The following is a 23,658-nucleotide window of genomic DNA, read 5'->3' as shown; positions in this document are numbered from 1 at the left end:
CGAGAAGAAGGGGTTAGAGCGCGCGGTATTCCGCGACCGTTCGGGCGATGCCTTCGGCCAGCGGGACATTGGGGGACCAGCCCATAGCTGTCAGCGTGCCGCTATCCATCAGCTTACGGGGGGTGCCATCGGGCTTGCCGGGGTCGGTTGCGATCTGGCCGGTATAGCCGGTGGCACGGGCGACCAAATGGGCGAGGTCGAGGATCGACACCTCCTGCCCGGAGCCGACGTTCACATGGCCCTCGTCAGAGTAGTGTTTGGTCAGGAAGACCAGCGCATCGGCGCAATCATCGGCGTGCATAAACTCCCGCAGGGGGGTGCCCGTGCCCCAGATCGTGACCTCAGGGGTTTGGGCTGCCACCGCCTCGGTGAAGCGGCGGATCATGGCGGGGAGGACGTGGCTGTTCTCGGGATGATAGTTATCGCCGGTGCCATAGAGGTTTGTGGGCATGGCCGAGATGAAATCGCACCCGTGCTGGCGACGATAGGCCTGGCAGAGCTTGATCCCTGCGATCTTGGCCACGGCGTACCATTCGTTCGTCGGCTCCAGCGGGCCGGTCAGCAGGGCGTCTTCGGGGATCGGTTGGGGGGCGAGCTTGGGGTAGATGCAGGACGAGCCAAGGAACATCAGCTTAGCCACCCCAACCTCGTGGGCGGCGTGGATGACATTCGCCTCGATCATGAGATTGAGGTAGAGAAAATCCGCCGGATAGGTGTCGTTCGCCAGGATCCCGCCCACATGGGCCGCCGCCAGGAAAACGACGTCCGGCTTATGCGCCGCGAACCAAGCCCGTACCGCCGCCTGGTCGGTCAGGTCCATCTCGGCTCGGGTGGCCGTCAGCACCTCGCACCCTTCAGAGGCCAAGCGACGCACAATCGCGCTGCCGACCATGCCTCGGTGGCCCGCCACGAACACCCGCTTACCGGACAGGTCGAACTCAGCCATTGCGGCGCTCCCGCTCCGCCTCAGCCAGATCAGAGGCGGCCATCTCCTGCACCAACGCGTCGAAGGAAGTGCGCGGCACCCAGCCCAGCTTCTCGCGCGCCTTGGCGGCGTCGCCGAGCAGGGTCTCCACCTCAGCCGGGCGGAAATAGCGGGGATCCACCTGACAGATCACGCGGCCAGAGGCATCGCGCCCGACCTCCTCCAGGCCTTCGCCGTCGAAGGTGATCTCCATGTCCAGGGCCGCACAGGCGGCGCGGACGAAATCGCGGACGGAATACTGCACGCCCGTGGCGATGACGAAGTCCTCGGGCGCGTCCTGTTGCAGCATCAGCCACATCATCTCGACGTAGTCGCGGGCATGGCCCCAATCGCGCTTGGCGTCCATGTTGCCGAGGCGCAGCACCTCGGAGCCGCCCAGCTTCAGTCGCGCCAGCGCCCGGGTGATCTTGCGCGTCACGAAGGTCTCACCACGCAAAGGGCTTTCGTGATTGAACAAGATGCCATTGCAGGCAAACAGGTCATAGGCCTCGCGGTAGTTGACCGTGATCCAATAGGCATAGAGCTTGGCGACCGCATAGGGCGAGCGGGGGTAGAACGGCGTTGCCTCGGTCTGGGGGACCTGTTGGACAAGGCCGTATAGCTCCGAGGTGGAGGCCTGGTAGAACTTGGTTGGCAATTCCAGAAAGCGGATCGCCTCCAACAGGCGCAGGGGGCCAAGGGCATCGGAATTGGCGGTATACTCCGGCTCTTCGAAGGACACGGCGACGTGGGATTGGGCGGCGAGGTTATAGACCTCATCGGGACGCACGGACGACAGGATCCGCGTCAGGGACGAGGAATCGGTCATATCCCCATGGTGCAACACGAACCGCCCGTCCCGCCCCGGGGGGCCATCGAACAGGTGGTCGATCCGGGCCGTATTGAACAGCGAGGTACGCCGTTTGATGCCGTGGACGATGTATCCCTTATCCAGCAAGAACTCCGACAGATAGGCGCCGTCTTGCCCGGTGATGCCTGTGATGAGGGCTGTCTTCATGTCTCTTCCTCCAGGATCAGACGGGCGGCGCGCCCATGCAGGTCTCCGAGCAGACGCCCGGCGGTATGATTGGCCTCAACGGCCTCGGCCCTGGCGGCATAGCCCGCCGCGTCGGCACCGTCGATGGCCGCAAGGATATCGTCCAACGTCTCGCAGATGATCAGTCCACGGGTGTCGAGATAATCGCCGACATCGGGTGCCCCCCAGTAAATCGGGATGGTTCGACACAAAACCGCATCGATCAGTTTTTCCGTGATGTAGCCGCGCTCCCGGCTGTTCTCGATCACCACCGAATACCGGTAGGGAGCCAACCCGTCCGATTTGTCTTCGAATGGTTTGTAGCCGCGCCCCATGACGTCAACGGGTGCCCCCTCAGGCAGGGCCTCGACCACGGCATGGCGGAGGCGGTGCCCCTCCAGGTCGCGCTTGGCCGAGGCGATCAAAGACACCTCAGCGGTTTTGGTCGTATCGAGCCGCTCTGGCGCTTCGATCCAGGTATCCGCACAATGGAAAAACCGGGCATTCCGAAGGTGACGCAACGTGGCCTCGTCGCGGGTCAAGATGCGGTGGAACCTCCAGCCCATGATCCGTGACAGAGTGAGGTGGCGAGCGTGGATAGCGCGGGGTTCCACGACCATCAGAGAGACCCGGCAGCGCGGCAACCGCCGCGCCCAGAGAGACGTCTTCGGGTAGGTGATCAGATGATCGTCCCGCGCCATGTCGGCGACGGTCCCCGCGCGAAGCCGCTCCGGTCGGCCAAGCGGCCAGTCCAGCGCATCCAGGGGCACGGCCCCCAATCCGCGTCGCAGGTCGGTGCCATAGGGAACAATCGCAACCGCCGTCATGGTGCCCCCTGCAGACCATGGAGTTGGGTATACAACCCTTTCGCCGCCAGGAGGCTGTCGTGGCTGCCCCGTTCTGCTACGCGGCCCTGGTCCAGCACGACGATCTGATCGGCGTCGCGCACCGTGCTCAGCCGGTGGGCAATGACCAGCGTCGTCCGGTTGGCGGATAAACGCGTCAGGGCCTGCTGCACCAGCCGCTCCGACTTGGTGTCTAGGGCGCTTGTGGCTTCGTCGAGCAACAGAATGGGCGTATCGCGCAAGAGGGCGCGGGCGATGGCAACGCGCTGGCGCTGTCCGCCCGACAGGTTGCTGCCCCGTGGCCCTGCAGGACTGTCCAAACCAGCGGGCAGGTCGCCCAGAAAGTCGCTCACATGGGCGGCCTCCAAAGCGCGCGCCATATCGGCGTCGGACACGGGGCGGCCCAAGGTGAGGTTTTCGCGCAGGGTCTCGTCGAACAGCAAGGTCTCCTGGCTGACCACCGAGAAGAGCCCGCGGAGATCCGCGATGGAAAAATCGCGGATGTCCTGGCCGCCAATGGTCGCGCGCCCACCCACAGGGTCAACCAAGCGGGTCAACACGTTGAACAGCGTTGACTTCCCTGCCCCGGACAGACCGACAAGGGCCGTGGTCGTGCCCTGTGGCACCTCAAAGGACACGCCGCGCAGAACCGGCGTGTCGCCATAGGACAGGCTGACGTCCTCGAAGGCCAGATCGGAGCGTGCCGGCCGCGCACGGGCTGCGGTCGGCGGCTCTAGGATGGTCGGCACCGTATCAGCCAGCGCATAGACCCGGTCGAGCGAGGCCATCATCGTCTGCCAGTTGGCCGAGAGCCCCGCCAACCGGCGGAGCGGCTGGAACGCCAGCGACATGGCCGTGAAGAAGGACATGAACTGCCCGATGGTCTTTTCGCCCGCGATGATCTGCGGCCCGCCATAGAGCAGCACTGCCAGGAACCCAAAGCCCACCGCGAAATCCACCAGCGCGGGCACGGTGGCCTGTCCGGCTTGGGTCCGCACGGTGGCGCGCACCATGTCTTCGGTGGCGGTGCGAAAGCGGTCGCGCTGATAAGCCTCCATGGCGTTCAGCTTGATCGGCGTGATCCCGTGGAAAATCTCATCGAGCCGCGTCGTCCGCCGCCCCGCAATATCGCGCAGCGCCACCGACTTGCGCCGGATGTAGCGTTGCACGATCAAGCTGGGCAGCACCAAAAGCGGCGCGCCGATGATCGCCACCAGCGTCCAAATGGGGTCGACCATAATGGCCACCACCATCAGGGACACCAACCCGACCGCATCGCGCCCCGCACTGGTCAGGATCCCTGTCCAAATCTGCTGGATGGCCTGCACATCGCCCTGCACCCGCTCGATCAATTGGCCGGGGGATTGGGAGCTGAAGTAAGCGCTGTCGAGGCCCAACACATGGGCCAGCAGATCCTGCTGCAAGCGCGACGAGGCCTCGAAGGCCACCCGCGCCATGATGATCCGCTGCGCCACGCCCGCGACCCCGCGCAGCACGAACAGCCCAAAGATCGCCAGCCCGATCCAAACGATCAAATCCGCGCGCCCCGCCACGAAGACGACGTCGAACATCGGCTCCAGCATGTAGGACAGCGCGCCCACCGTGCTGCCCTCGACCGCCATGAGCACGGCGGCCAGTACGATCCACCACAGGTGACGACGGAGGTAGCCCGTCCAGAGGCGGGCAAAGGGATGGCGGGATGCGGACACCGGGGGACCTTGGTCGGTTCACTTGTCCGTGGGCCTTATCCCATGGCGGGGCGAGGCGGCAATGGCTAGGGTCTGGGGCGGTGCACGTTCGATAGGGGTTCGGACCGGCGGTAGGCCGCGGCGTCGGAGTATTTTTGCCGAGAAGAAGGAAGGGGCGCGCGATGTACGCGGGCGACAGTTTGTGGACCCTTGGGCCTTGGCAGGTGGCCGGCGTTTTGGCGCTTTCGGCGGTGATGTGGGGGGTGGTGTTGGTCGGGCAATGGCGCGTGCGGCGGCGCCCCGGCACCGTCCGATGGGGCGTCGCGGCAGCGGGGTTCGTCGGGTTCGTCTGGCTGTCGCCGCAGGTCTATTATCTGTTTTATTGGGCGACCTTTGACGGGTTGCCCCTACAATCAGTCATCAAGACACCGCCCGGGCCGGGAGACCTGCTGCGGCTGCTGACCTTCACCGAGGAGGCCTCCCTCTCTCGCCACGGTCAGGGGGTGTTGGGCTGGTCCTTACTGGCGCTGGCGTGGCGCTCGCCCGGACCGGGGGTCACGCCATAGGGCGCGGCCAGCCGCCAGACGTGGTCGGGGACCATATGCTTCATCCGGTTCGGCATGGCCCGGCGCAGGTGCAGGATCGTCTCGACGGCCTTCATCTCGATCCGCGCCTTGGCGAACTCCGCCCCGCGTGGCCCAATCCTGGGTTGTAGCCAGGCCACCACGGGTCGCAGCCAATCGGGCATCCGCCGCAGGGGCAGCCCGCCCGCCGCACGTTCTGTGTTGGCGGCAAATCCCTTGACCGCCGCCGTCCGCTTGCCCGCCGTCGTGACCGGGCCCAGGCGCACGCGGTCGCCTAGACCTGCAAGCATCTCGGCGCCCCGGTCATTGCGTACGATCAGCCATTGCTGCCCGTCGCCGCCCATGTAGCCCACGGTGATATCCGCCAGCCGGTTGGTGTAGTCGGTGCAGGTCCGGCAGGTCATGGGAAAGAAATCGGGCGGCAGGTCCGACAGGGGCAGCTTGAGGAACGGGATGAGGCGCACCCGGCCATCGTCGAACCGCATCTCGACCCGATAGTCAGCCCGAAACTCAAGATAGGTGACCCGCTCCGGCGTGTCCGTCAGCCGCGCCAAAAAGGCATGGAACCTCTCGGTGGTGGTGTTGTCGCTGCAGGGCGTGCCGATGACATAGAGTCGCTCCAGCCCCAACTCCGCCTCGATGGCGCGCAGGGCGTGCACTTGGCAAGGAATTCCGATCAACGCGATGCGCCGGTGACCCTGGGCAATGGCGGGCTCCAACAGGGCGAGCAGCGGCGCGTACCCCATGCGCATCCCCCGCACACGCGCCATGTCGGCGGGGTCGGTGATGAGGACTGGAACGGGGCGAAAGGGATCATCTGGGGCGGGGGCCAGGGTCAGGACCGCCGTCACCGCGCCCGTTTCCAGCAGATCGGCGGCCAGGGCCGTGGTGATCCCCGTCCACTGCGCCCCGGGGGCGGGCGCGGTCAGGACGGCGCGGTGGAAGGCTTGCACATGGCCGAAGTGGTCGTCGGTCCCGGCTGCGCCGTGCACCACGGCTTCCCGTGCGGGGTAGTCGGGAACGGTGAACTGACAGGCGACGCCGCAGCGGGGGGCCAGCGCCATGCGGGACAATCCGCAGTCTGTGCACATCTCTCCGCGCGGGGCGGGCGGGGCCAGCCGCGGGCTGTCAAGTCCATGTGTGTCACGCATGGTTGACACTTTGCACCCTGGGGCCGCGCCTGTCCACCCTTGCACCACCGCATCCCCCGTGCGACCGATACCTCCTCGGAGGGGATCCATGACAGCAGGCATCGCAGCTTTGACGCTGGGCTATGTGCTCAGTCAGTTTTACCGCGCCTTCCTGGCCGTTCTGGCGCCCGACTTGACGGCAGATTTGGGCATCAGCGCCGCAGACCTCAGCCGCGCCTCGGGCATTTGGTTCCTGGTGTTCGCAGCCATGCAAATCCCCGTTGGATGGGCGCTGGACCGTATCGGGCCGCGCCGGACGGCCTCTGTGTTGCTGGGGCTGGCGGGCGGCGGCGGCGCGGCGCTCATGGCCACGGCCCAGAGCGGAACCCAGATCGAGATCGCCATGGGCCTGATCGGTGCGGGCTGCGCACCGGTCCTCATGGCGAGCTACTACATTTTTGCGCGCGTCTTCTCGGCGGCGGTCTTTGCCACGCTTGCGGGCGCGCTGATCGGGGTTGGATCGCTGGGCAATATCGCGGCCTCTCTGCCCCTCAGCTGGGCGGCCGAGGCCCTGGGCTGGCGCGGGGCCATGTGGGGACTGGCGGGTCTGACCGTGGCCACGGCACTGGCCTGCCTGGTGCTGGTGCGGGATCCGGAGCGGGCGGAGGACGGCGCCAAAGGCTCTGTCCTGGATCTGCTGCGCATTCCGGCGATCTGGGCGATCCTCCCGATGATGCTGGTGAACTACGCACCCTCGGCGGGGCTGCGCGGCCTGTGGGCCGGGCCCTATGTGGCCGACGTCTATGGGCCGGGCTTCGTGGGCGCGGTGACCCTGACCATGGGCCTTGCGATGATCGTGGGGAACTTCGCTTATGGCCCGCTAGATCGCGTCTTCGGCACCCGCAAGTGGGTCGTTCTGACGGGCAACGTCCTGGGGGCGCTGACCTGCGCGGCGCTTTGGCTCGTCCCAGCGCCGGGTCTGATTATGGCCACCGCCGCGCTGGCCTTGATCGGGGCGCTTGGCGCCAGCTTCCCCATGCTCATGGCCCACGGGCGGGCCTTTTTTCCGCCTCACCTGGTGGGCCGTGGCGTGACGCTGATGAACCTTTTTGGGATTGGCGGCGTGGGCGTGATGCAATTCGCCACGGGGCCGCTCTTCAACGGCGCGGGCGGGGGGCTCGCGGGGTATCAAGCGCTGTTCGGGGTTTTTGCGGTGGTTCTGCTGCTGGGCTGTGCGGCCTACGTGTTTGCACCGGACAAGGTGGACTAGCGGCGCGCCAATGGCAAACGGTCCCGGAAACCGTCCGCTAGCGCGTCTCCGCCGACACGCGCCTGGCCAACACCAAGCTCAGCGCCGCCGCCAGACACAAGAAGACAGCACCGACGCTCCAGGCCACGGACATCCCATAGAGGTCCGCAAGCGCCCCCGCCAACAGCAGCCCCAGGGCCGCCCCAAGTTGCTGCACCAAGGAGCGGAGCGACAGCATGGTGGATCTCTGACGGTCCTCCACGCAGGCATGGAGGATGGCGCTGGCAGGTGTCTCGCTGGCGCCAAGCAGGACCGAGAACAGGGCAAAGGCAGCCACGAATCCAATGATGTTCCCCTGCATCGCCAGCGCCACCTGGGCGAGCGCGAGCCCCACAAAGATCGCCGCAAGCGCCGTGGCATGGCGACGTCTGAACAGCCTGCTGATATGGGGCGACAACGACGCCCCAAGAGCGATGGCGAAAAAGTAGGCCGCCGTCAGGACCCCAATGACGGTATTGGCATACCCAGTGGTCAACATCGGTTTCGCATGTGTCGGCCACAGCACTTCGACGGGGTTCGTGGCCATCAAAAACAACGCCAGCGCCGACAACAGCAGGAAAAGGACCGGCTGCCGCACCGCCAAAAGTCCGGCTCCGACGATGACCGCCGGGACAGTCGCGAACCCTTGCACCAGCGCCCTGGGGGTCAAGGAACGGGGCGCCTCGTCGATGGCCATCAGCGTATAGACCAGAACGCAGACCATCACGCCAAAGCTCGCCCAGTAGGAGGCGTCGTAAACGCTGAGCCCGTACCGCAGGCCGGTCGCCCCAAACACATCGGGCAGCAGACCGCCCACAACGGCCCCACAGGCCAGTCCCATGCCATTGGCCCATTGGGCCTTGGCCAAGGCGGGCTGAACGTCCACGCCGGGCGCCACGGCTCTGAACGTCTCCACGAACCACGCGTCCAGGGTACCGGACCGCAGGGCGCGCCCAAACCCGATGAAGGCAAACGAGACCGCGAGGACGCCAAAATCGCTCGACGCCAGGAACAGCGCGAGCGACGCCAGACTCGCGCCAACCGCGACAAGAAACACCGGCTTGCGCCCGATGGCATCGGCCAGCCCGCCAAACGGCAGCTCCAGCGCCATGGTGGTCAGCGAATAGACGCCGAAGAGCAGCGAAATCTGGACCAAATCCATGCCACGGTCGGTCAAGGCGAGCGCAACCACAGCCACGGTCAGCCCCATGGCAAACCGGTCCAGGAACTGATGACGTTGAAACACGCGGATGTGCCGACGCGCCGCCTCGGTCAGGTCCGGGAAAGAAAAATCGATGTCGGTCGCCATGGCGGCAGCATCCGCCTTTACCGTGATCCAGACAACACCCCATCGCGGCGATGCGCCCCCTGAAACGTATCAGGCCAAGGGGGCCTCAGAAGCGCCACGACCGGGCCAAGGGCCGTGCCGGATCGGCGCTCATCCCAAAACCCAGGGGCCTGTCCCTAGGCCCAAGGCTCCGCCTGCAGAAGATCGGAGACTTCGGCCGTCGGCAGCGTCTTCGACCATCCAATGACCACAAGCTGCGCCAGTTGGCTGGCCTCGGGCGGCACAGGCGTCATCTCCACATACGGCCCAACCAGTTGAAGTAGCGTTGAACTGCGCCCCTCGCCCTCAACCGTCAGAACGCCCTTGGCGCGCAGACAGGTCCGCTTCAACAGGGTCACCAAGGCCGCCAGTCGATCCTCGCTGAGCGGTGGAAAGCCCCGAAAGGCGGTGGAGGCAAACGCACCGTGGTCACCGTGTCCGTGCATTTGATGCCGTCCGCTGCACCGCATCTGTGCACCAACACCCATTACGTCTTTCCAAGACACACGCGCCCGCGAGGTGACGGCCCGCGTCACCGTCGGGGCGCTCCGATCAAGAAGCTGTTCGATGGCTCCAAGGCGGTTCCCGGACACCAGATCAGATTTGTTCACGACGATAAGGTCACTCGCGGCGGCCTGATCGACCAAGTCCTCGGTATCCGCATAGCCAAGCCCGCCGACCTGGGCGGCGTCGAGCACATAGAGCCGCGCCCGCAAATGGGCATGCCGCGCGGCCTCCAAGGCCTCCAAGGTCGACGACAGGGATCGCGGGTCAGCCACACCGCTTGCCTCGATGACAAACAGGTCCGGGCGGTCCCCGTCGCAAAACGCGACCATCGAACGGATCAAATCGTCATTCAACGAGCAACAGACACAGCCATTTGACAGCGCGATCCGGTCCGCCTCGACCGTCTCGATCAAGTCATGGTCGATGTTGATCGCACCAAAATCATTGACAAAGACAACCACCCGGCGCCCATCCGCTTGCCGGAGAAGGCCATTGACCAAGGTCGTCTTACCGGCGCCCAGGAACCCACCCACCGTAAGCGTCGGTACGGACCTAGGCGCCATCGTGCGACCAGACTTTCTCACCGGCAAGCCAGGTCTCCAGAACCGCGATGTCGCCAAGACGCTCCGCTTCGGTTGTCAAAGGGTTCTCGGCGAGGACAACAAAATCCGCATGTTTGCCGGGGGTGATGGATCCCAGGACATCGTCCTTACGGATCTGAAAGGCGGCATCGATGGTCACCGCCCGGAGCGCCGCCAGAATATCCATGCGTTGGTCCGGGCCGACACAGCGACCGTCCGCCGCCCGACGGGTTGTGGCCGCTTGCATCAGTTCCAGACAAGACGGGTCCGTCATGGGCGTGTCCGCATGGAGCGACAGGCGCATGCCCGCCCGAGCGGCCCCGCCCGAGGGCACGTAGTGGGCCGCGCGCTCCGGGCCGAACAGCACGTCTTCGATGGGCGCGCCCCAATGGGTGATGTGATTGATGAAAAAGCTCCCAAGAACGCCCAACGCCATGCATCGCGCAATCTGATCGTCCCGCATCAACGCGCAGTGTTCGAGCCGAAAGCGGTGGTCGGGCCGGGGCGTCTCGCGCAGGATCACCTCCAGCAGGTCGAGCACCATGTCGATGGTCCGATCCCCCTGGGTGTGGATCGTCATTTGCCAGCCCTGGCCCATATAGGCGCGGACCATCGCCTCAAAAAACGCCATGGGGTAGTTCACGCCGCCCTTATGGCCCTCCTCCAGCCCCATGCGGTCCCGGGTGACGCTGTTGTCCAGATAGGGTTCCGACAGCCAGATATTGCCAATGAACGGCGACCCATCCGCGTGTATTTTCACCCCTGCCAGCCAAAGGCGATCCGGCCCCAGGTCAAAGGCCTCTACGCGCATGTCGGGCGTGACAGCCTGCTGATAGGCCGCAAGCCGCGGCATCGGCCAGCCCTGCTTGAGGGCCGCCTCGTAATACGCACGGTAGAACGGCAGATAGAGATGCTCGGTCGTCGTCGTGATCCCGTTTTCGATGAATTGGTCGATGGATGCCTTGAACTCCTGTGTCAGGCGCGCATCGCCCCAGGATCTGTAAAAGGTCTCCAACGCGACCCAAGTGATCGCTTCGGCAAGCTTGCCCGAAGGCTGGCCACTGGGATGACGCTCGATCTCGGACCCTGGCGGGGTCTCAAACTCCGCGTCGATCCCGCAGGCCTCGAAACCAGCCGAATTCATATAGAGCGCATGCAGGTTCGAGGTCTGAACACCCAGCGGATTGTCCGGGGCGATGTCGTCAAGCACGTCCCGGGACAGGGGCCGATACCCGTCGTGAAGCTGCGCATCCAGCCCATAAAACAGAAGGTATTCGCCCGGCTCTGCGGCGGAGACGCGACGCTCGATCTTGGCCAAGACGGCGTCAAAGGTTGGCACCAGGTGGGGCCTGATGTCGACCACCGGCGCGCCACGGGTTTTCGCGGCCCAGAGCAGATGGGAATGGGCATCGATGAACCCCGGCAGAAGAACGCGCCCCCCAAGGTCCACGCGCGCGGTCTGGGCGTCGACATGGGCTGCGGCCCCGGCCACGTTCCCCACATAGACAATCGTGCCGCCATAGATAACGACGGCCTCCGCCATGGGTCGGTCGGGGTCCACCGTCACGATGGTGCCGCCGTGGAACAGGACACCCCCGCTCATTCTCCGGCCACCGCGTATGTATGGCTCAAACGCCCGGCGCGCGCCTGCGCCGCCAAGAAGGCCTCATTGGAAAAGAGCGGCACGATCTTGTGGTGCTTTGACATCCCTCCCGCATCGGCGAGCATCATATTGGCAGCGACAGAGGCCATGTCCGGCAGTTCGTAGATAAACATCATATCGTATTCTCCGCAGGTCCCATAGGCCTGGAGCAGTCTGCCCCCCATGGCCCCCACAGCCTTGCGCGCCACATCGGCCCGATCGCTGGGCGATTTGATCATCTGGGCCTTCTTGTCGTTTTCGTACTTGATGAACATGGCAACGGTGACGGTCATGGCACTCACCTCCGCTTGCCCTGGATGATGCGGTCCAGGATCATGGCGCAGCAGAGGATGGCGAGACCGGCCAAGATCCCCTGCCCCTCCGAGGCGTATTGCAGGGCTTCCAAGACATCCTCGCCCAGCCCCTTGGCACCGATCAGCGAGGCAATCACCACCATCGCAAGGCTCAACAGGATGGTCTGGTTGATCCCCGCCATGATGGAGGGCATCGCCAGGGGCAGATCGACCTTCCACAGCAGGTAGCGCCTGTTCGCACCAAAGGCCTGTGCTGCCTCGCGAACGCTCTCCGGCACACCGCGCAGGCCAAGCACCGTCAGGCGCACGACCGGGGACCCGCCAAAGATCATGGTCGCAATGACGGCGGCGGGTTTTCCGGTGCCAAAGAACGCGATGATCGGGATCAGATAGACGAAGGCAGGCATCGTCTGCATGAAGTCTAGGACGGGCCGGACCACCGCATAGAGCCGCCGCGACCGCGCACAGGCGATGCCCAGCGGGATACCAAGCGTGATCGAGATACAGGCCGCCGTCCCCAGCAGCGCGAGGGTCTGCATGCTCTTGTCCCAAAACCCAAGGTAGCCGAGATAAGCCAATCCGGCCCCGGTAAAGATGGCCGCCCGCCAGCCAGCACTCAGACCCGTCAGCAACAAGATGAAGCCGCACATGACCGGCCAAGGCGTTTCCACAAAGATCGTCTCCAGCATGTCGAGAACCGAGCGAATGCCGAAGACGAGACCGTCAAACACCCATTCCGAGCGGAGCGATGCGTTTGTGATCCAATCCTTGATGGCCTGGGCGACGCCAGATTGGACGGCGGGATCCGCGGGGAAGCCTTGCAGGGCCGGAACAACCTCCGGGAAGCCGAATTTCAAGGAACAGGTCACATAGGTGATCACGGTCAAAGCCCCCGCCACAGCGGTTTTGAGCGGGCTGAGGCCATGGCCGAGCGTGCGGTCAGACAGCCAGTTGGAATACCGCGCGTGCAGGCCAGGGTTCGCAAGGACCGCCTGGGCCGATTTGATCACCAGCAAGGCCGCCAATCCCGATAGGATCAGGGTCAGGGCCTGCGCATTTGCTGCGGCGGCCTCGGCCTTGATCCCGTCAATCGCGCGTTCCAGGGAGGCGATGGTGTTCTCGAACCCCGCCACACGATCCGGCGCGGTTTCCCTGGCCTCCGCAAGCTGTTCATACCGCCGCGCAAGGGTCGCTTCGATCCCCGGCAGGCGGGCCAGGATGGGCGCACCCAGATCCCCCCAGATACCACGGGCAAGCTGTACGACCGCCAGTGTCTCAAGGGCGACAAAGGGCAGGAAATAGGCCCACAGGCTGCGCATGCCGTACCAGATCGACCCGAGCAGGAACGCCGCCCAATTCCAAGTGACGAGAAAGCCGCGTTTGTCCCCAATGGCTTGGAACTGTGCCGCGTAGTAACCTTCGTTCAGGGCGACGAATGTCCCCACGTCCGATTCCGGTCCCGGCGATCCAGCGGTTGGCTTGGGTGTTGTGTGGTCTGCGACTGCGCTCATGGCTCTTCGGTCCCCAGGATCACCCCATTCAGGATGTCGTTTTTTGTGATGACCCCTTCGGTCCCGAGATCTTCATCTCGGACCAAGATCGGGCCTGTGCTATCCGCCGCTTTGACAATGACTTGCCGCAGGGTGTCGTTGCCGGACACGATGGCCTCCGTGCCGCTCAGGGCGCCATGCGCCCGCTCGAACTCTGCTTTAGGCCGGGCCAGGGAATGCGCCCGGATCAGGTTGATGCGAGAAATGCCACTCACGAAATCCATCACATAGGCGTCCGCTGGGTTCATGATGATCTGCTCCGGCGTGCCGGTTTGCACGATCACGCCGTCTTTCATGATGGCGATCCGGTCCCCGATCCGAACGGCCTCTTCCAAGTCGTGGGTGATAAACAGCGTCGTCTTGTTCATCTGCGAAGCGAGCCGCATGAACTCTTCTTGCAACTGCCGACGGATCAACGGGTCGAGCGCGCTAAAGGGCTCATCCATCAGCAGGACTTCGGCGTCCGCCGCGATGGCACGGGCAAGGCCCACGCGCTGCTGCATCCCGCCGGATAACTCGTGGGCGAACTTGTCCGTCCACTCGGACAGGTCAACGAGGGCCAAGGCCTCTTCCGCCGCCCTCCAACGGGCATACTGGGACCATCCCCGGATCTCTAGGGGCATGGCCACGTTGTCGCGCACCGACCGGTGCGGCATCAGGCCAAAGTTCTGAAACACCATAGCGATGTGTTCGTTGCGAACCGTCAGTAGGTCCGCGTCGGACAGAGCCATCATATCGGTGCCGCTCACCACCACGGATCCAGCAGTCGGTGTCAGCAGGCGATTGACGTGGCGCACAAGGGTGGACTTCCCACTGCCCGACAGGCCCATGATGCAAAAGATCTCGCCGCGACGGACCTGAAAGCTGGCGTCCGCCACCCCGACGACGCAGTTAAACGCCTCTAAGACTTGCGGCTTGGTCAGGCCGCGCGCCCGTATCGCGGCCATGGCCTCGTCCTGCCGGGCGCCAAAGATCTTCCAAACCCCTTGCAGGTCGATCACTGCGCTGCCTGCGTCCGTCGTGTTGCTTGCTCCGTCCAAGGGGCCTCCTTCGCCTCGCGAGATGCGCGGCGTTCCGTCATGTCATGTTGTAGAAAATGGGGGGATGCCGCCGCCGACGGGGAGAGTACGGACGCGGCATCCCGGGGGGCTGTTCAGGCTTAGTTCAGGCCAAGCCACCCATCGACGATGTCGGCGTTTGCCGCGACCCACTCCCGCGCGACCTCTTCGCTGGACCGCTTCTTGACCACGATTTCGTGGGTGAAGGTGTTCACCGTGTCGGTGTCCATGTCGATGTTCGCCAGGAACGCGGCCACATCCGGCGTCCGCGTCTCAAGCGAGCGGGAATACCCGACGTGAATGGTCTTCGGCTCATCGGCGGTTTCCACGCGCGAATTCTCGAACCAATTCGCATCTTCCGCCGGTTGCTTCATGTCATAGTTCGCCGGGTCGTACGCCGGCTCCTCCAAGCGAACCATGTCAAAGACGAACCAATTGTAGTGCGGCGCATAACAATAAAACGCGTACCCTTCGCCCTTGTTCAACGCATCCGAAATCGACGCCGTCGCCACCTCTTCCTCCGCCTCAATGGGCGAGAAGAAGTTCGTGATCCCATAGTCACGGACCTTCACCGAATTGATCTTGGTCGAGGCCCACCCCGGGGCGCCGACCCAAATATCGCCCAGACCGTCACCATCGCGGTCCATCAACGCCGCCGCTTCGGGAGTCGCCAGGTCAAACACGGTCTTGATGTTGTGGGTTTCAGCGAACACGCGCGGCGCGCAGAAGGCAGAGAACCCCTCATAGCTGCCCTCGCTCAAAGCCACGGTCCCGTTCGTGTCGACGTATTCATCCGTAAAGTTCGACTGGTTCGGCAACCAAATGTCGGGATGCACGTCGATCTCGCCCTTGCCGCGATCCATACCCGCAAAAATGACGGCGTTAGTGCCCGGGACGATCTCTGTCTGCCCGCCGAGTTTGTCTTCGACGATCACTTTGATCAGCCCCGCCATGGCCCGGCCACTGGCCCAATTCGGCTCCGCGATCCGTACCAACTCTTGGGCATGGGCACCAACGCCCGTGGTCAGCGCAAGCGCAGTGGAAAGTGCAAGTGTCGTGATTGGTCGCATACCGACCTCCCCGTTTTCTCCTTCGATTTACTGACATGTCAGATATAAACTTATAACATGTCAACAAAGAAATGTCAGATATCATTGCTAACATGTCAGCGGTCGGGGTAGGCTTCGACGGTGACGACCCCGGCGAATGGAACCAGAGATGTCCGAAAGAGCGACCGCAAAGATCCAGCCTATGCCATTGAAAGACGAAGCGTTTCGGGATCTGGAGCGCATGATCGTCAACGGTGAGCTGGAACCGGGACAATGGGTCTCGGAAACGGATTTGGTTGAGGTCTCCGGTCACACCCGCGCGCCCATCCGCTCCGCCATCCAGAGGCTCGCGGACGGGGGTTTGCTCAGAATCGTCGCCCGGCGGGGCGCCCAGGTCTGCCCGATCGATCACACGGAACACTTCCGCTCATTGGAGCTTCGCCGCGTGGTCGAGCGCCTTGTCGCGCAATCGGCAGCAGACCGCGCGACCCAGGCCCAGAAGGCAGAGCTTTTGGAGATCGCCGATGGCTTTTTGGCGGTGACAGAGACACGCGATCAGGTCGCCATGACAGAACTCGACGCCCGCAGCTTAGACGCCCGGATTCGGGCCGCCGACAATCAATTCGCCGCACGCGCGCTCACGTCCGTAAAGGGCCTGTCCAGACGGTTTTGGGTGTTGAACCAGGAACGGTATGGCGACTTGAAGCGCATGGCCAAGGCCCATGCCGAGGTCGCAACCGCCGTCGGCCAGGGCGACGCCGATCTTGCGGCACAGGCCGTCGACCACCTGATCGACTACGTTGAGGAATTCACACTGGCGGTTGTTGGCTTCCGATCCCCGAAGGGATAGCCGCCGACCTCCCCCTGGGCCCACCAGCCGACGCTCCACACCTCATCCCATGGGCCGGTTGCCGTCCGGATGCTGTCATCGATCGAGGCTGCGCCAAGGGTTCGGGCCTGTTACCAATCTCCGACCGGCATCGGCCTATCCATCCGCTGCGCCGCCCAGCCGCTCTGCCAGGGCGCCCAGCCGCATAATCTCCGACACCTCCAGCGACCGCCCGTCACCCCGTGCTTCGGACACCTTGCGCGACAGGGCCAGCATCTCTTGCACATCGGCCAAGCGCGCCGCCTGTTCGGTCTCCGCGCGGCAGGGCGAGGGACGGGGCTTGCCCATCCACGCCTCACGGTAGCCCTCGGACAGGTCTTCCCCTTCGATCAGGCCGGACAGCCGCGCCAGCATGAAGGACCGCAGCACCCCGTTCATGCGCGGCCCATATCCCGCGCCCATTGACCGAAAGAACCGCACCACATCCTCGTCCAGCCGGATGGTCACGCGCGCCTTCTTGGCGCTGCGCTCCTCCCAGATGCGGCGCCACTCCGGCGGCAGGCGACCCTGGGCCGTCACCCGCGATTGCATATCCCACTCGAAGGCGCGCATGGCCCGGACCATGTCATTCGCCTGTTCGCGCTGCCTGCGGCCTCGTCCCAGTCGCTCCATGGCCCGACCCTCCTGCGGTGAAAAAGAGACACTCGGGCAGAGCGGTTAACAGTTTCTGAGGCTTTGCCGGGGTGCGTGCGGTCTGCACGGTGGGTGTACGGAGGGGTGTACGAGCGGTGCCCTTGCCCCGCTGGCCCAACAGGTATAGGGCCACGGCGTTTCCCAACCCTTCAGGAGTTATCGAGATGGGCTACAAGGTCGTCGTCTGCGGCGCCACGGGAAACGTGGGCCGCGAAATGCTGAACATCCTGGCCGAGCGCCAGTTCCCCGTCGATGAGATCACCGTTCTGGCGTCTCGTCGCAGCCTGGGGACAGAGGTGAGCTTTGGCGATAAGACCCTGAAAACCAAGGACCTTGATACCTTCGACTTCAACGGCTGGGACATGGCCTTCTTCGCCATCGGCGGCGAGGCCACCAAGAAATATGCCCCCATCGCCGCCAAGGCGGGCTGCGTGGTGATCGACAACTCATCGCTCTACCGCTACGACCCCGAAGTTCCCCTTGTTGTTCCGGAGGTTAACCCCGAAGCGGTCGACGGCTTCGCCAAGAAGAACATCATCGCCAACCCCAACTGCTCCACCGCCCAAATGGTCGTCGCGCTCAAGCCGCTGCACGACCGCGCGCGGATCAAGCGGGTTGTGGTGTCGACGTATCAGTCGGTGTCAGGCTCCGGCAAAGACGCGATGGACGAGCTCTGGGATCAGACCAAGGGCATGTTTGTTCCGGGTCAGGAGAAGGAGCCGAACGTCTACCCCAAGCAGATCGCCTTCAACGTGATCCCGCACATCGACGTCTTCATGGAAGACGGCTCCACCAAGGAAGAGTGGAAGATGGTCGCGGAGACCAAGAAGATCGTGGATCCGGCCATCAAGGTCACCGCGACCTGCGTGCGTGTCCCTGTTTTCGTTGGACATTCCGAGTCCGTGAACATCGAGTTCGAAGAGTTCCTGGACGAGGACGAGGCCCGTGAGATCCTGCGGACAGCGCCCGGCTTGTTGGTCGTCGATAAGCGCGAGGACGGCGGCTATGTCACGCCGGTCGAATGTGTCGGGGACTTCGCGACCTTCATCAGCCGCATCCGCCAAGACTCGACGATTGAGAACGGCCTGAACCTCTGGTGCGTCTCCGATAACCTGCGGAAGGGCGCCGCCCTGAACGCGGTGCAAATCGCGGAAACCCTTGTGGAACGGGTTCTCTCGAAGCGCGGTTAAAGCCTCCGATCTATCAGGGGGTTGTCATCCGCGTGGAAAATCCCGGCCGTCCCATGGGGGTGGCCGGGCATCGGCGCGCCGAACCTCCGCACCAGTGAGCGGTACGAAGCGCCAAGCTCCGAACCTTTGCAGAGTTTGGTACCATCGAGGTCGTACAGCGATACGCCGCCACCTGCCGGTTGAAAGCGGAACCCCTTCGCGCTCAGCCGTTGATCCAAGTCGGCCCATGACGTTGCCCGCGCGACATCGCCAGCGAGGAGCGCCTGCAAGGACGCGACGAGCTGCTCATCCGCCCGATTGGGCGTCTCCGCGGGGCGCGCAGCGCGCTGTAACTCCCGCGCGACCGCTTGTCGGATAATCTGGCCAGGCGTTACGTCATGGCGCGCAGCGAGATGGCGCAGGGCATCTACCATCTCTGTGGGCATTCGAATGGTCACGTCGCGGGTCATTACGCCTGCAGGATGCCCCGATCACGCCTAACGAATGGTTAACCCGCAGTCAGAACCGTTCCGCGCGCAGCACTTGGCAGTCGGTCACACAGACCACGCCGATATGACGCTCGACCACCGTGAAGGCCGCGTCCAGCAATGTGTCCAACGCCTCTTCGCGCACAATGCAAACAACGGCCCGCATGCCCCCGGCTCGGCTCACCTGACCGGCGCGGCTCCACTGTCCCGACCGGCCAGAGCCTCCTTGAACTGGCAAGACTGTGAAGCCCGTCACGCCAGCCTTCACCAAGGCATCGGTCAAGCGGCGCTCCATCATGGCCTCGATGATAATCTCTACACGTTTGGCGGGATGAGTCTGCATCGCCTCAACCTCCGGTCAGCATACGGGACACCGCCAGATAGATCGGCAAACCCAGGGTCAAGTTGAAGGGGAACGTCACACCGAGGGACAGCGTGAGATAGATTGACGGGTTTGCCTCGGGCAGGGCCACGCGCATCGCCGCAGGCACCGCGATGTAGCTGGCCGAGGCGCCCAGAACCATGAACAGCATGGTCGACCCGGCCCCCAAACCGAGAAGCAGGCCCGCAACGGCCCCTGCGGCGGATCCGACCAGGGGCATGACCAACCCAAAGGCCAGCAGCCCTGGGCGCAGAACGCCGCGCGCCTCGCGCAGGCCACGGCCTGCCACCAATCCCATGTCCAACAGGAACAAGCACAGCACCCCCTGGAACGGGGAGACGATGAAGGCGGCGATCCGGTCCAGACCGTCCTGGCCCGTTATCCACCCGATGACGAAACTGCCCACCAGCAAGACGATGGAGCCATTCAGGAGGATCTCGCGCCAGAGGTCCGCATCCATACCCCGTCCCTGCCCGGAGCGCGCCACCAACCAAAGGGCCGAGAGGATTGCCGGTGCCTCCATCACCGCAGCGACCGCAACCATCCACCCGTCGGAGGTCAAGCCCGCGGCCTCTAGCACCGACGTGCCCGCCACAAACGTCACGATTGAGATGGAGCCGTAGTGCGCGGCGACCGCTGCCGCATCCAAGGGCGACAACCGCGTTAGGACGCGTAGCAGGGAAAACGCGGCAAAGGGCAAGGCAAAGGACAGGACGGCTCCGGCGACCAAGGCCCCCACCAAACGGGCATCGAGACCGGCCACATTCACTGCCACGCCGCCTTTGAAGCCGATGGCAAACAGAAGGTAGATCGACATGCCCTTGGCCACGGCCTCGGGGATCGTCAGTTCTGACCGGGCCAGGGCCGCCGCCAGCCCTAGGGCGAAGCTGAGGATGATGGGGGACAACAGGTTCCCCAAGGCCAGATCCAACAGGCTCATGCGAGCCCCCACGCGCGGTGGGTTGGACGTCCCAGAGGCGTCCGGGGGTCAAGGGAAGAGCGGTTCAAACGCATGGGCGGGACCTCTGACCGAAATGGCAGCTCCTATTCGACTAAGGTCGTATGACCCCAACGGCAAGGTTAGACCGCCACGAAGCCCAACGCGCCCGGTTGGAAGCCCTCTCACACGCCTGTGCTATCGGCGGCCCCAAAGCCTCGCTGTTGTGGCGTGTCACCCTCCGCTGTGGCCTGAACAGCCGGAACGGTCAGTGGGTTGTTGGGCGCCGCCAAGATCGTCGGCTTTTGCAGGGCGCGCTGGCGGCCCTCATCGTCGTGGATCTGTTGCATCGGGCATGACCGGATCAAAGAAGAACGACTTAAGGCGCCCCAGCGCGCTCCGTCGCCTGGGCGAGGCGCGGACTGTGTCTGGAGAGGCACGCCCGCCAACGCCGAACGATCGCCCCATCGCTAGGACTTCCGCCCGTAAGGAGCGGCCACCGCAGGCGCGTTGGCATCCGACGCACCACACCGTTACCCACCCGACCCGAAGGCACGGGACCAGATTGGCGGTGGGAGGGTGCTTTCTCCGAAACGGCCGCTGGTGGATCGGATGATTGCGTTTCAGCGGGTTATCTGGCGGCGGGACGTAATGAGACACGTTTCAAGACCGCCGCGCCTCTCCGCAGCCGCCTGCGGGAAAGTTTTAAATAACTTGAACGGTTTCTGCCGATGACAGCCAAGACGGTGCCGCCGTTTTGCCCCGATCCGACGGGACACAAGGGGTCAGACCGTGGGGGCACGGCATCAAACAGGTGGATCATGACTGACACGCTGACATCCCTTTCGTCGAACCGCGCCAAGGCGGAACCGATCGAGTTCGACCACGACGTGCTCGTCGCATTGTGCCAGCGCCATGGCCATCAGACCGAGGAATTTCTGGCCATCACCCTAAGCCAAGTGGAGCAGTTGTTGGCCCTGGCAAAACTGCAGTTCAACGCCGAACAGATCAGCGGTCTCAGCCGTACGGCGCAGGACCTCCAACACGTGGCGCGCATGATCGGGATGAGAACGTTGGAGACGACGGCGCGGGCGGTCGAGGCCTGCGCGGCACAGAATGATCGCCCGGCGCTGGCGGCCTGCACGCAACGTCTGTTGCGCCTAGGGCATCCGGAGAGCATCGACCAATGGACAGTGTGCCACAACACGGTCGCATGATCCTAGGGGCGCCCCGCCGCCCCTTGCGGCGGCGCCCCAAGCAGCTAGTGTCTGCGGCGCAAGGATCTTTCACCGCCGAGTGCCCAAATGACCGCCAGATTTGCCCCCCCTGACGACCGCGCGATTCCCATCCGGCTGGTCAGCACGGCGGAGTTCGAAGATTGGCTCGGACAACAGGACGAGCCGATCCAAGACTGGGTCCAAGCCAACGGGTTTACAGGAAAAGTTGGTCAGATCCTCACCTTGCCTGGGCCGGACATGGGCGTCTCGCGCGTCTTGTTCGGATGGGGCAACGGAAGCGACCACACCCGCGACCGATTTCTGTTTGCGAAGGCCGCCGCGGCCCTGCCCTCTGGTACATACGCTCTGGACGGTGACCTCACCGACAACGCTCGAGAGGAAGCAACGCTTGGCTGGTTGCTGGCGGGCTATCGGTTCACGCGATACGCAGGCGCGTCCCCGGACGCCCCGCGCCTCAAGGTGCCGCGGGGTGTGAACGCCCCCCGGTTGGAGGCAATCGCCGCGGGTGAGATGCTGACCCGGGATCTGATCAACACCCCGGCCTCCGATATGGGTCCGGATGAGTTGGAAGCGGCCTGCCGCTCCCTCGCTGAGCGGTTTGACGCGACCCTGCGCGTGGTCGCGGGGGATGCCCTGCTGGACGAAAACTTCCCGATGATCCACACGGTCGGACGCGCCTCGACCCGGGCACCGCGCCTGCTGGACATGCAGTGGGGCAGCAGTGGTCCGACCCTGACGCTGGTCGGGAAAGGTGTGTGCTTCGATACGGGCGGTCTGAACCTAAAACCCGGTGCCTCCATGGGCCTGATGAAAAAGGACATGGGCGGGGCCGCCACTGTTCTTGGTCTGGCGCAGATGATCATGGATCTGGCGCTGCCCCTGCGTCTGCGCGTACTGATCCCAGCGGTGGAAAACAGCGTCTCTGGCAATGCCTTCCGCCCCGGCGATATCCTCACGGCACGCAATGGCCTGACCGTTGAAATCAACAACACCGATGCCGAGGGGCGTTTGGTGCTGGCTGATGCGCTGGCGCTGGCGGATGAGACGCCCGCCGACCTGACCATCTGCATGGCCACGCTGACCGGCGCGGCGCGGGTGGCCGTCGGGCCGGACCTCGCGCCCTTCTACACCGATGACGATGCCCTTGCCCTCGCGCTGGTGCAGGCGGGCAAACGCGTCCGAGACCCACTGTGGCGGATGCCACTGCACCGCCCCTACGATCGGATGATCGAGCCAGGCATTGCCGACCTGGACAACGCGCCCGCGGGCGGGTTTGCGGGCTCCATCACGGCTGCCCTGTTCTTGGACCGGTTTGTCAGCGCGCCGCGCTTTGCCCATTTCGACATCTATGGCTGGAACCCGAGCGCGGCCCCCGCCCGCCCGAAAGGCGGCGTCGGCATGGGCGCGCGCGCCATTTTGGACGCCCTGCCCCGGGTCCTCGATCTGTGAACGGCCTTGACCCCCGCGTCACGCCCGCGAACGGCCATGCCGCCGCGCACGAGTTGCGCGGCGTGCTTGAGGCCACGCGCTACGTTAAGGGAACCATTCGCACGGTCCAGCAGCCGCTTGTGAACCTGTCGGACGCCCCGCGGGGGGATCGGTCCAGCCAACTGTTGTTTGGGGAGGCCTTCCGGGTCATCGACGAACGCGATGGCTTTGCCTTTGGCCAAAGCCTGCGGGACGGCTACTGCGGCTATGTTCTGTCAGCGGCGCTTTCCCGGCAAGAGGCGGCGACCCATTGGGTGGCCGCGCCGGCGACGCACCTGTATCCGCGCGCCCGGCTCAAGGCCCCGCCCGAAGTTGCCATCTTCTTTGGCAGCCATGTGCGAGTCACGTCCGACTTGGGGGAGTTCCAAAAGATCTCCACCGGGCATTTCGTGCCGACGCAGCACCTGCAACGGCTGCGGGCCCGGTTTTCGGACCCGGTCGGCGTCGCCGATATGTTCCTGGGCACCCCCTATCTGTGGGGCGGATGTTCGCGGTGGGGCATCGACTGTTCCGGGCTCGTCCAACAGGCCCTGGTGGCCTGCGGGATCGACTGCCCCCGCGACAGCGACCAGCAGAGCGCCCTGGGCCGCGCGTTGCACCAAGGGGAGCCGCTGCAGCGGGGAGATCTTGTGTTCTGGAAGGGGCATGTGGGGATCATGGCGTCGGACACGCTGCTGCTCCATGCCAACGCCCACCACATGGCTGTCGCCTATGAGCCCCTGGACGACGCGCGCCGTCGGATCGCCGCCAATGCGGAGGGCACCTCTGGCGGGGCCGGTGAGATGACGGACCGACGGCGGATCACGCGTAACGGTTAGGGGTGCGACGACTGTCGCGCGCTAGGGGCTTTGCGCGGACGGGAGCGCAGGTC

Annotated in this window: 24 protein-coding genes; 7 read left to right on the top strand and 17 right to left on the bottom strand. The window is 64.5% G+C overall.

All coding sequences use genetic code 11. From position 1 onward, the window contains the following. Positions 1-13: 13 nt before the first annotated feature. Genes fcl through K5R33_RS15780 form a run of 4 tightly spaced genes read right to left on the bottom strand, consistent with a single transcriptional unit; the run spans position 14 to position 4,554 of the window. Positions 14-946: a GDP-L-fucose synthase gene (fcl, locus tag K5R33_RS15795; RefSeq protein ID WP_220750035.1), complete on the bottom strand. Its 933-nt coding sequence runs from the start codon at positions 944-946 to the stop codon at positions 14-16. Beyond that, on the bottom strand, positions 939-1,982 hold the full coding sequence (gene gmd, locus K5R33_RS15790; RefSeq protein ID WP_220750034.1) for a GDP-mannose 4,6-dehydratase: 1,044 nt from the start codon (positions 1,980-1,982) through the stop codon (positions 939-941). The genes fcl and gmd overlap by 8 nt, the downstream gene beginning before the upstream one ends. Continuing rightward, positions 1,979-2,827: a glycosyltransferase family 10 domain-containing protein gene (locus K5R33_RS15785; RefSeq protein ID WP_220750033.1), complete on the bottom strand. Its 849-nt coding sequence runs from the start codon at positions 2,825-2,827 to the stop codon at positions 1,979-1,981. The genes gmd and K5R33_RS15785 overlap by 4 nt, the downstream gene beginning before the upstream one ends. Next, complete coding sequence (locus K5R33_RS15780; RefSeq protein WP_255576478.1) at positions 2,824-4,554, bottom strand: ABC transporter ATP-binding protein; 1,731 nt, start codon at positions 4,552-4,554, stop codon at positions 2,824-2,826. Before K5R33_RS15780 ends, K5R33_RS15785 begins: the two co-directional genes overlap by 4 nt. A gap of 161 nt (positions 4,555-4,715) precedes the next feature. On the opposite strand from K5R33_RS15780, the gene K5R33_RS15775 reads away from it, so the two are divergent. After that, positions 4,716-5,099 (top strand): hypothetical protein, encoded by a 384-nt coding sequence (locus K5R33_RS15775; protein ID WP_220750032.1) that lies wholly within the window; start codon positions 4,716-4,718, stop codon positions 5,097-5,099. Here K5R33_RS15775 and K5R33_RS15770 read toward each other — a convergent pair. Beyond that, a complete protein-coding gene (locus tag K5R33_RS15770; RefSeq protein ID WP_220750031.1) occupies positions 5,030-6,268 on the bottom strand; it encodes a Coenzyme F420 hydrogenase/dehydrogenase, beta subunit C-terminal domain in 1,239 nt (412 codons plus the stop codon). The genes K5R33_RS15775 and K5R33_RS15770 overlap by 70 nt on opposite strands. An 88-nt stretch (positions 6,269-6,356) precedes the next feature. Here K5R33_RS15770 and K5R33_RS15765 point away from each other — a divergent pair, with 88 nt between their 5' ends. Continuing rightward, positions 6,357-7,517, top strand: a complete 1,161-nt coding sequence (locus K5R33_RS15765; RefSeq protein WP_220750030.1) for an MFS transporter — start codon at positions 6,357-6,359, stop codon at positions 7,515-7,517. 37 nt (positions 7,518-7,554) lie between these two features. On the opposite strand, the gene K5R33_RS15760 is transcribed toward K5R33_RS15765, so the two are convergent. From K5R33_RS15760 to K5R33_RS15730, 7 genes are all read right to left on the bottom strand, one after another. Beyond that, positions 7,555-8,844 carry an MFS transporter gene (locus K5R33_RS15760; RefSeq protein ID WP_220750029.1) on the bottom strand — a complete coding sequence of 430 codons (1,290 nt, stop codon included), beginning with the start codon at positions 8,842-8,844 and terminating at the stop codon, positions 7,555-7,557. 155 nt (positions 8,845-8,999) lie between these two features. Continuing rightward, positions 9,000-9,953, bottom strand: a complete 954-nt coding sequence (locus K5R33_RS15755; RefSeq protein ID WP_255588505.1) for a CobW family GTP-binding protein — start codon at positions 9,951-9,953, stop codon at positions 9,000-9,002. After that, positions 9,922-11,553 carry an amidohydrolase gene (locus K5R33_RS15750; RefSeq protein WP_220750027.1) on the bottom strand — a complete coding sequence of 544 codons (1,632 nt, stop codon included), beginning with the start codon at positions 11,551-11,553 and terminating at the stop codon, positions 9,922-9,924. The genes K5R33_RS15755 and K5R33_RS15750 overlap by 32 nt, the downstream gene beginning before the upstream one ends. Further along, positions 11,550-11,885 (bottom strand): GYD domain-containing protein, encoded by a 336-nt coding sequence (locus K5R33_RS15745; RefSeq protein WP_220750026.1) that lies wholly within the window; start codon positions 11,883-11,885, stop codon positions 11,550-11,552. Before K5R33_RS15745 ends, K5R33_RS15750 begins: the two co-directional genes overlap by 4 nt. Before the next feature lie 5 nt (positions 11,886-11,890). Next, complete coding sequence (locus K5R33_RS15740; RefSeq protein WP_220750025.1) at positions 11,891-13,417, bottom strand: ABC transporter permease; 1,527 nt, start codon at positions 13,415-13,417, stop codon at positions 11,891-11,893. Continuing rightward, positions 13,414-14,496: a quaternary amine ABC transporter ATP-binding protein gene (locus K5R33_RS15735; protein ID WP_255576479.1), complete on the bottom strand. Its 1,083-nt coding sequence runs from the start codon at positions 14,494-14,496 to the stop codon at positions 13,414-13,416. Before K5R33_RS15735 ends, K5R33_RS15740 begins: the two co-directional genes overlap by 4 nt. Before the next feature lie 119 nt (positions 14,497-14,615). Then, the gene (locus K5R33_RS15730; RefSeq protein WP_220750024.1) at positions 14,616-15,584 is read right to left on the bottom strand and encodes an ABC transporter substrate-binding protein; all 969 of its coding nucleotides are present in this window, start codon (positions 15,582-15,584) and stop codon (positions 14,616-14,618) included. 181 nt (positions 15,585-15,765) lie between these two features. Between K5R33_RS15730 and K5R33_RS15725 the strand changes: the two genes are divergently transcribed. Continuing rightward, entirely contained in the window at positions 15,766-16,413 is a 648-nt protein-coding gene (locus K5R33_RS15725) for a GntR family transcriptional regulator (RefSeq protein ID WP_220750023.1), read from the top strand. A gap of 135 nt (positions 16,414-16,548) precedes the next feature. Here the strand turns inward: K5R33_RS15725 and K5R33_RS15720 are convergent, their stop codons facing one another. Then, positions 16,549-17,064 carry a BrnA antitoxin family protein gene (locus K5R33_RS15720; RefSeq protein WP_220750022.1) on the bottom strand — a complete coding sequence of 172 codons (516 nt, stop codon included), beginning with the start codon at positions 17,062-17,064 and terminating at the stop codon, positions 16,549-16,551. 185 nt (positions 17,065-17,249) lie between these two features. Between K5R33_RS15720 and K5R33_RS15715 the strand changes: the two genes are divergently transcribed. Next, positions 17,250-18,275, top strand: a complete 1,026-nt coding sequence (locus K5R33_RS15715; RefSeq protein WP_220750021.1) for an aspartate-semialdehyde dehydrogenase — start codon at positions 17,250-17,252, stop codon at positions 18,273-18,275. Here K5R33_RS15715 and K5R33_RS15710 read toward each other — a convergent pair. From K5R33_RS15710 to K5R33_RS15695, 4 genes are all read right to left on the bottom strand, one after another. After that, positions 18,272-18,724 carry a CopG family ribbon-helix-helix protein gene (locus K5R33_RS15710; RefSeq protein WP_220750020.1) on the bottom strand — a complete coding sequence of 151 codons (453 nt, stop codon included), beginning with the start codon at positions 18,722-18,724 and terminating at the stop codon, positions 18,272-18,274. The two genes, K5R33_RS15715 and K5R33_RS15710, sit on opposite strands and share 4 nt — an antisense overlap. Positions 18,725-18,773: 49 nt before the next feature. After that, on the bottom strand, positions 18,774-19,085 hold the full coding sequence (locus tag K5R33_RS15705; RefSeq protein WP_220750019.1) for a DUF3240 family protein: 312 nt from the start codon (positions 19,083-19,085) through the stop codon (positions 18,774-18,776). A gap of 4 nt (positions 19,086-19,089) precedes the next feature. After that, the gene (locus K5R33_RS15700; RefSeq protein ID WP_220750018.1) at positions 19,090-20,064 is read right to left on the bottom strand and encodes a sodium-dependent bicarbonate transport family permease; all 975 of its coding nucleotides are present in this window, start codon (positions 20,062-20,064) and stop codon (positions 19,090-19,092) included. A gap of 182 nt (positions 20,065-20,246) precedes the next feature. Then, positions 20,247-20,411: a hypothetical protein gene (locus tag K5R33_RS15695; RefSeq protein ID WP_220750017.1), complete on the bottom strand. Its 165-nt coding sequence runs from the start codon at positions 20,409-20,411 to the stop codon at positions 20,247-20,249. A gap of 471 nt (positions 20,412-20,882) precedes the next feature. Between K5R33_RS15695 and K5R33_RS15690 the strand changes: the two genes are divergently transcribed. From K5R33_RS15690 to K5R33_RS15680, 3 genes are all read left to right on the top strand, one after another. Continuing rightward, complete coding sequence (locus K5R33_RS15690; protein WP_220750016.1) at positions 20,883-21,278, top strand: Hpt domain-containing protein; 396 nt, start codon at positions 20,883-20,885, stop codon at positions 21,276-21,278. Between the two features lie 87 nt (positions 21,279-21,365). Then, on the top strand, positions 21,366-22,748 hold the full coding sequence (locus K5R33_RS15685) for a leucyl aminopeptidase family protein (protein WP_220750015.1): 1,383 nt from the start codon (positions 21,366-21,368) through the stop codon (positions 22,746-22,748). After that, positions 22,745-23,605 carry a C40 family peptidase gene (locus tag K5R33_RS15680; RefSeq protein WP_220750014.1) on the top strand — a complete coding sequence of 287 codons (861 nt, stop codon included), beginning with the start codon at positions 22,745-22,747 and terminating at the stop codon, positions 23,603-23,605. The genes K5R33_RS15685 and K5R33_RS15680 overlap by 4 nt, the downstream gene beginning before the upstream one ends. Positions 23,606-23,658: the final 53 nt, after the last annotated feature.

Source organism: Jannaschia pagri (assembly GCF_019655435.1).
GTDB classification, from domain to species: domain Bacteria; phylum Pseudomonadota; class Alphaproteobacteria; order Rhodobacterales; family Rhodobacteraceae; genus Jannaschia; species Jannaschia pagri.
This window is presented reverse-complemented; position numbering and strand designations above follow the sequence as displayed.

Excerpts from the sequence above, each read along its gene's own strand:
- fcl (WP_220750035.1), bottom strand. The coding sequence starts at position 946 with ATGGCTGAGTTCGACCTGTCCGGTAAGCGGGTGTTCGTGGCGGGCCAC.
- gmd (WP_220750034.1), bottom strand. The coding sequence starts at position 1,982 with ATGAAGACAGCCCTCATCACAGGCATCACCGGGCAAGACGGCGCCTAT.
- K5R33_RS15785 (WP_220750033.1), bottom strand. The coding sequence starts at position 2,827 with ATGACGGCGGTTGCGATTGTTCCCTATGGCACCGACCTGCGACGCGGA.
- K5R33_RS15775 (WP_220750032.1), top strand. The coding sequence starts at position 4,716 with ATGTACGCGGGCGACAGTTTGTGGACCCTTGGGCCTTGGCAGGTGGCC.
- K5R33_RS15770 (WP_220750031.1), bottom strand. The coding sequence starts at position 6,268 with ATGCGTGACACACATGGACTTGACAGCCCGCGGCTGGCCCCGCCCGCC.
- K5R33_RS15765 (WP_220750030.1), top strand. The coding sequence starts at position 6,357 with ATGACAGCAGGCATCGCAGCTTTGACGCTGGGCTATGTGCTCAGTCAG.
- K5R33_RS15760 (WP_220750029.1), bottom strand. The coding sequence starts at position 8,844 with ATGGCGACCGACATCGATTTTTCTTTCCCGGACCTGACCGAGGCGGCG.
- K5R33_RS15750 (WP_220750027.1), bottom strand. The coding sequence starts at position 11,553 with ATGAGCGGGGGTGTCCTGTTCCACGGCGGCACCATCGTGACGGTGGAC.
- K5R33_RS15745 (WP_220750026.1), bottom strand. The coding sequence starts at position 11,885 with ATGACCGTCACCGTTGCCATGTTCATCAAGTACGAAAACGACAAGAAG.
- K5R33_RS15740 (WP_220750025.1), bottom strand. The coding sequence starts at position 13,417 with ATGAGCGCAGTCGCAGACCACACAACACCCAAGCCAACCGCTGGATCG.
- K5R33_RS15730 (WP_220750024.1), bottom strand. The coding sequence starts at position 15,584 with ATGCGACCAATCACGACACTTGCACTTTCCACTGCGCTTGCGCTGACC.
- K5R33_RS15725 (WP_220750023.1), top strand. The coding sequence starts at position 15,766 with ATGCCATTGAAAGACGAAGCGTTTCGGGATCTGGAGCGCATGATCGTC.
- K5R33_RS15720 (WP_220750022.1), bottom strand. The coding sequence starts at position 17,064 with ATGGAGCGACTGGGACGAGGCCGCAGGCAGCGCGAACAGGCGAATGAC.
- K5R33_RS15715 (WP_220750021.1), top strand. The coding sequence starts at position 17,250 with ATGGGCTACAAGGTCGTCGTCTGCGGCGCCACGGGAAACGTGGGCCGC.
- K5R33_RS15710 (WP_220750020.1), bottom strand. The coding sequence starts at position 18,724 with ATGACCCGCGACGTGACCATTCGAATGCCCACAGAGATGGTAGATGCC.
- K5R33_RS15705 (WP_220750019.1), bottom strand. The coding sequence starts at position 19,085 with ATGCAGACTCATCCCGCCAAACGTGTAGAGATTATCATCGAGGCCATG.
- K5R33_RS15700 (WP_220750018.1), bottom strand. The coding sequence starts at position 20,064 with ATGAGCCTGTTGGATCTGGCCTTGGGGAACCTGTTGTCCCCCATCATC.
- K5R33_RS15695 (WP_220750017.1), bottom strand. The coding sequence starts at position 20,411 with ATGCAACAGATCCACGACGATGAGGGCCGCCAGCGCGCCCTGCAAAAG.
- K5R33_RS15690 (WP_220750016.1), top strand. The coding sequence starts at position 20,883 with ATGACTGACACGCTGACATCCCTTTCGTCGAACCGCGCCAAGGCGGAA.
- K5R33_RS15685 (WP_220750015.1), top strand. The coding sequence starts at position 21,366 with ATGACCGCCAGATTTGCCCCCCCTGACGACCGCGCGATTCCCATCCGG.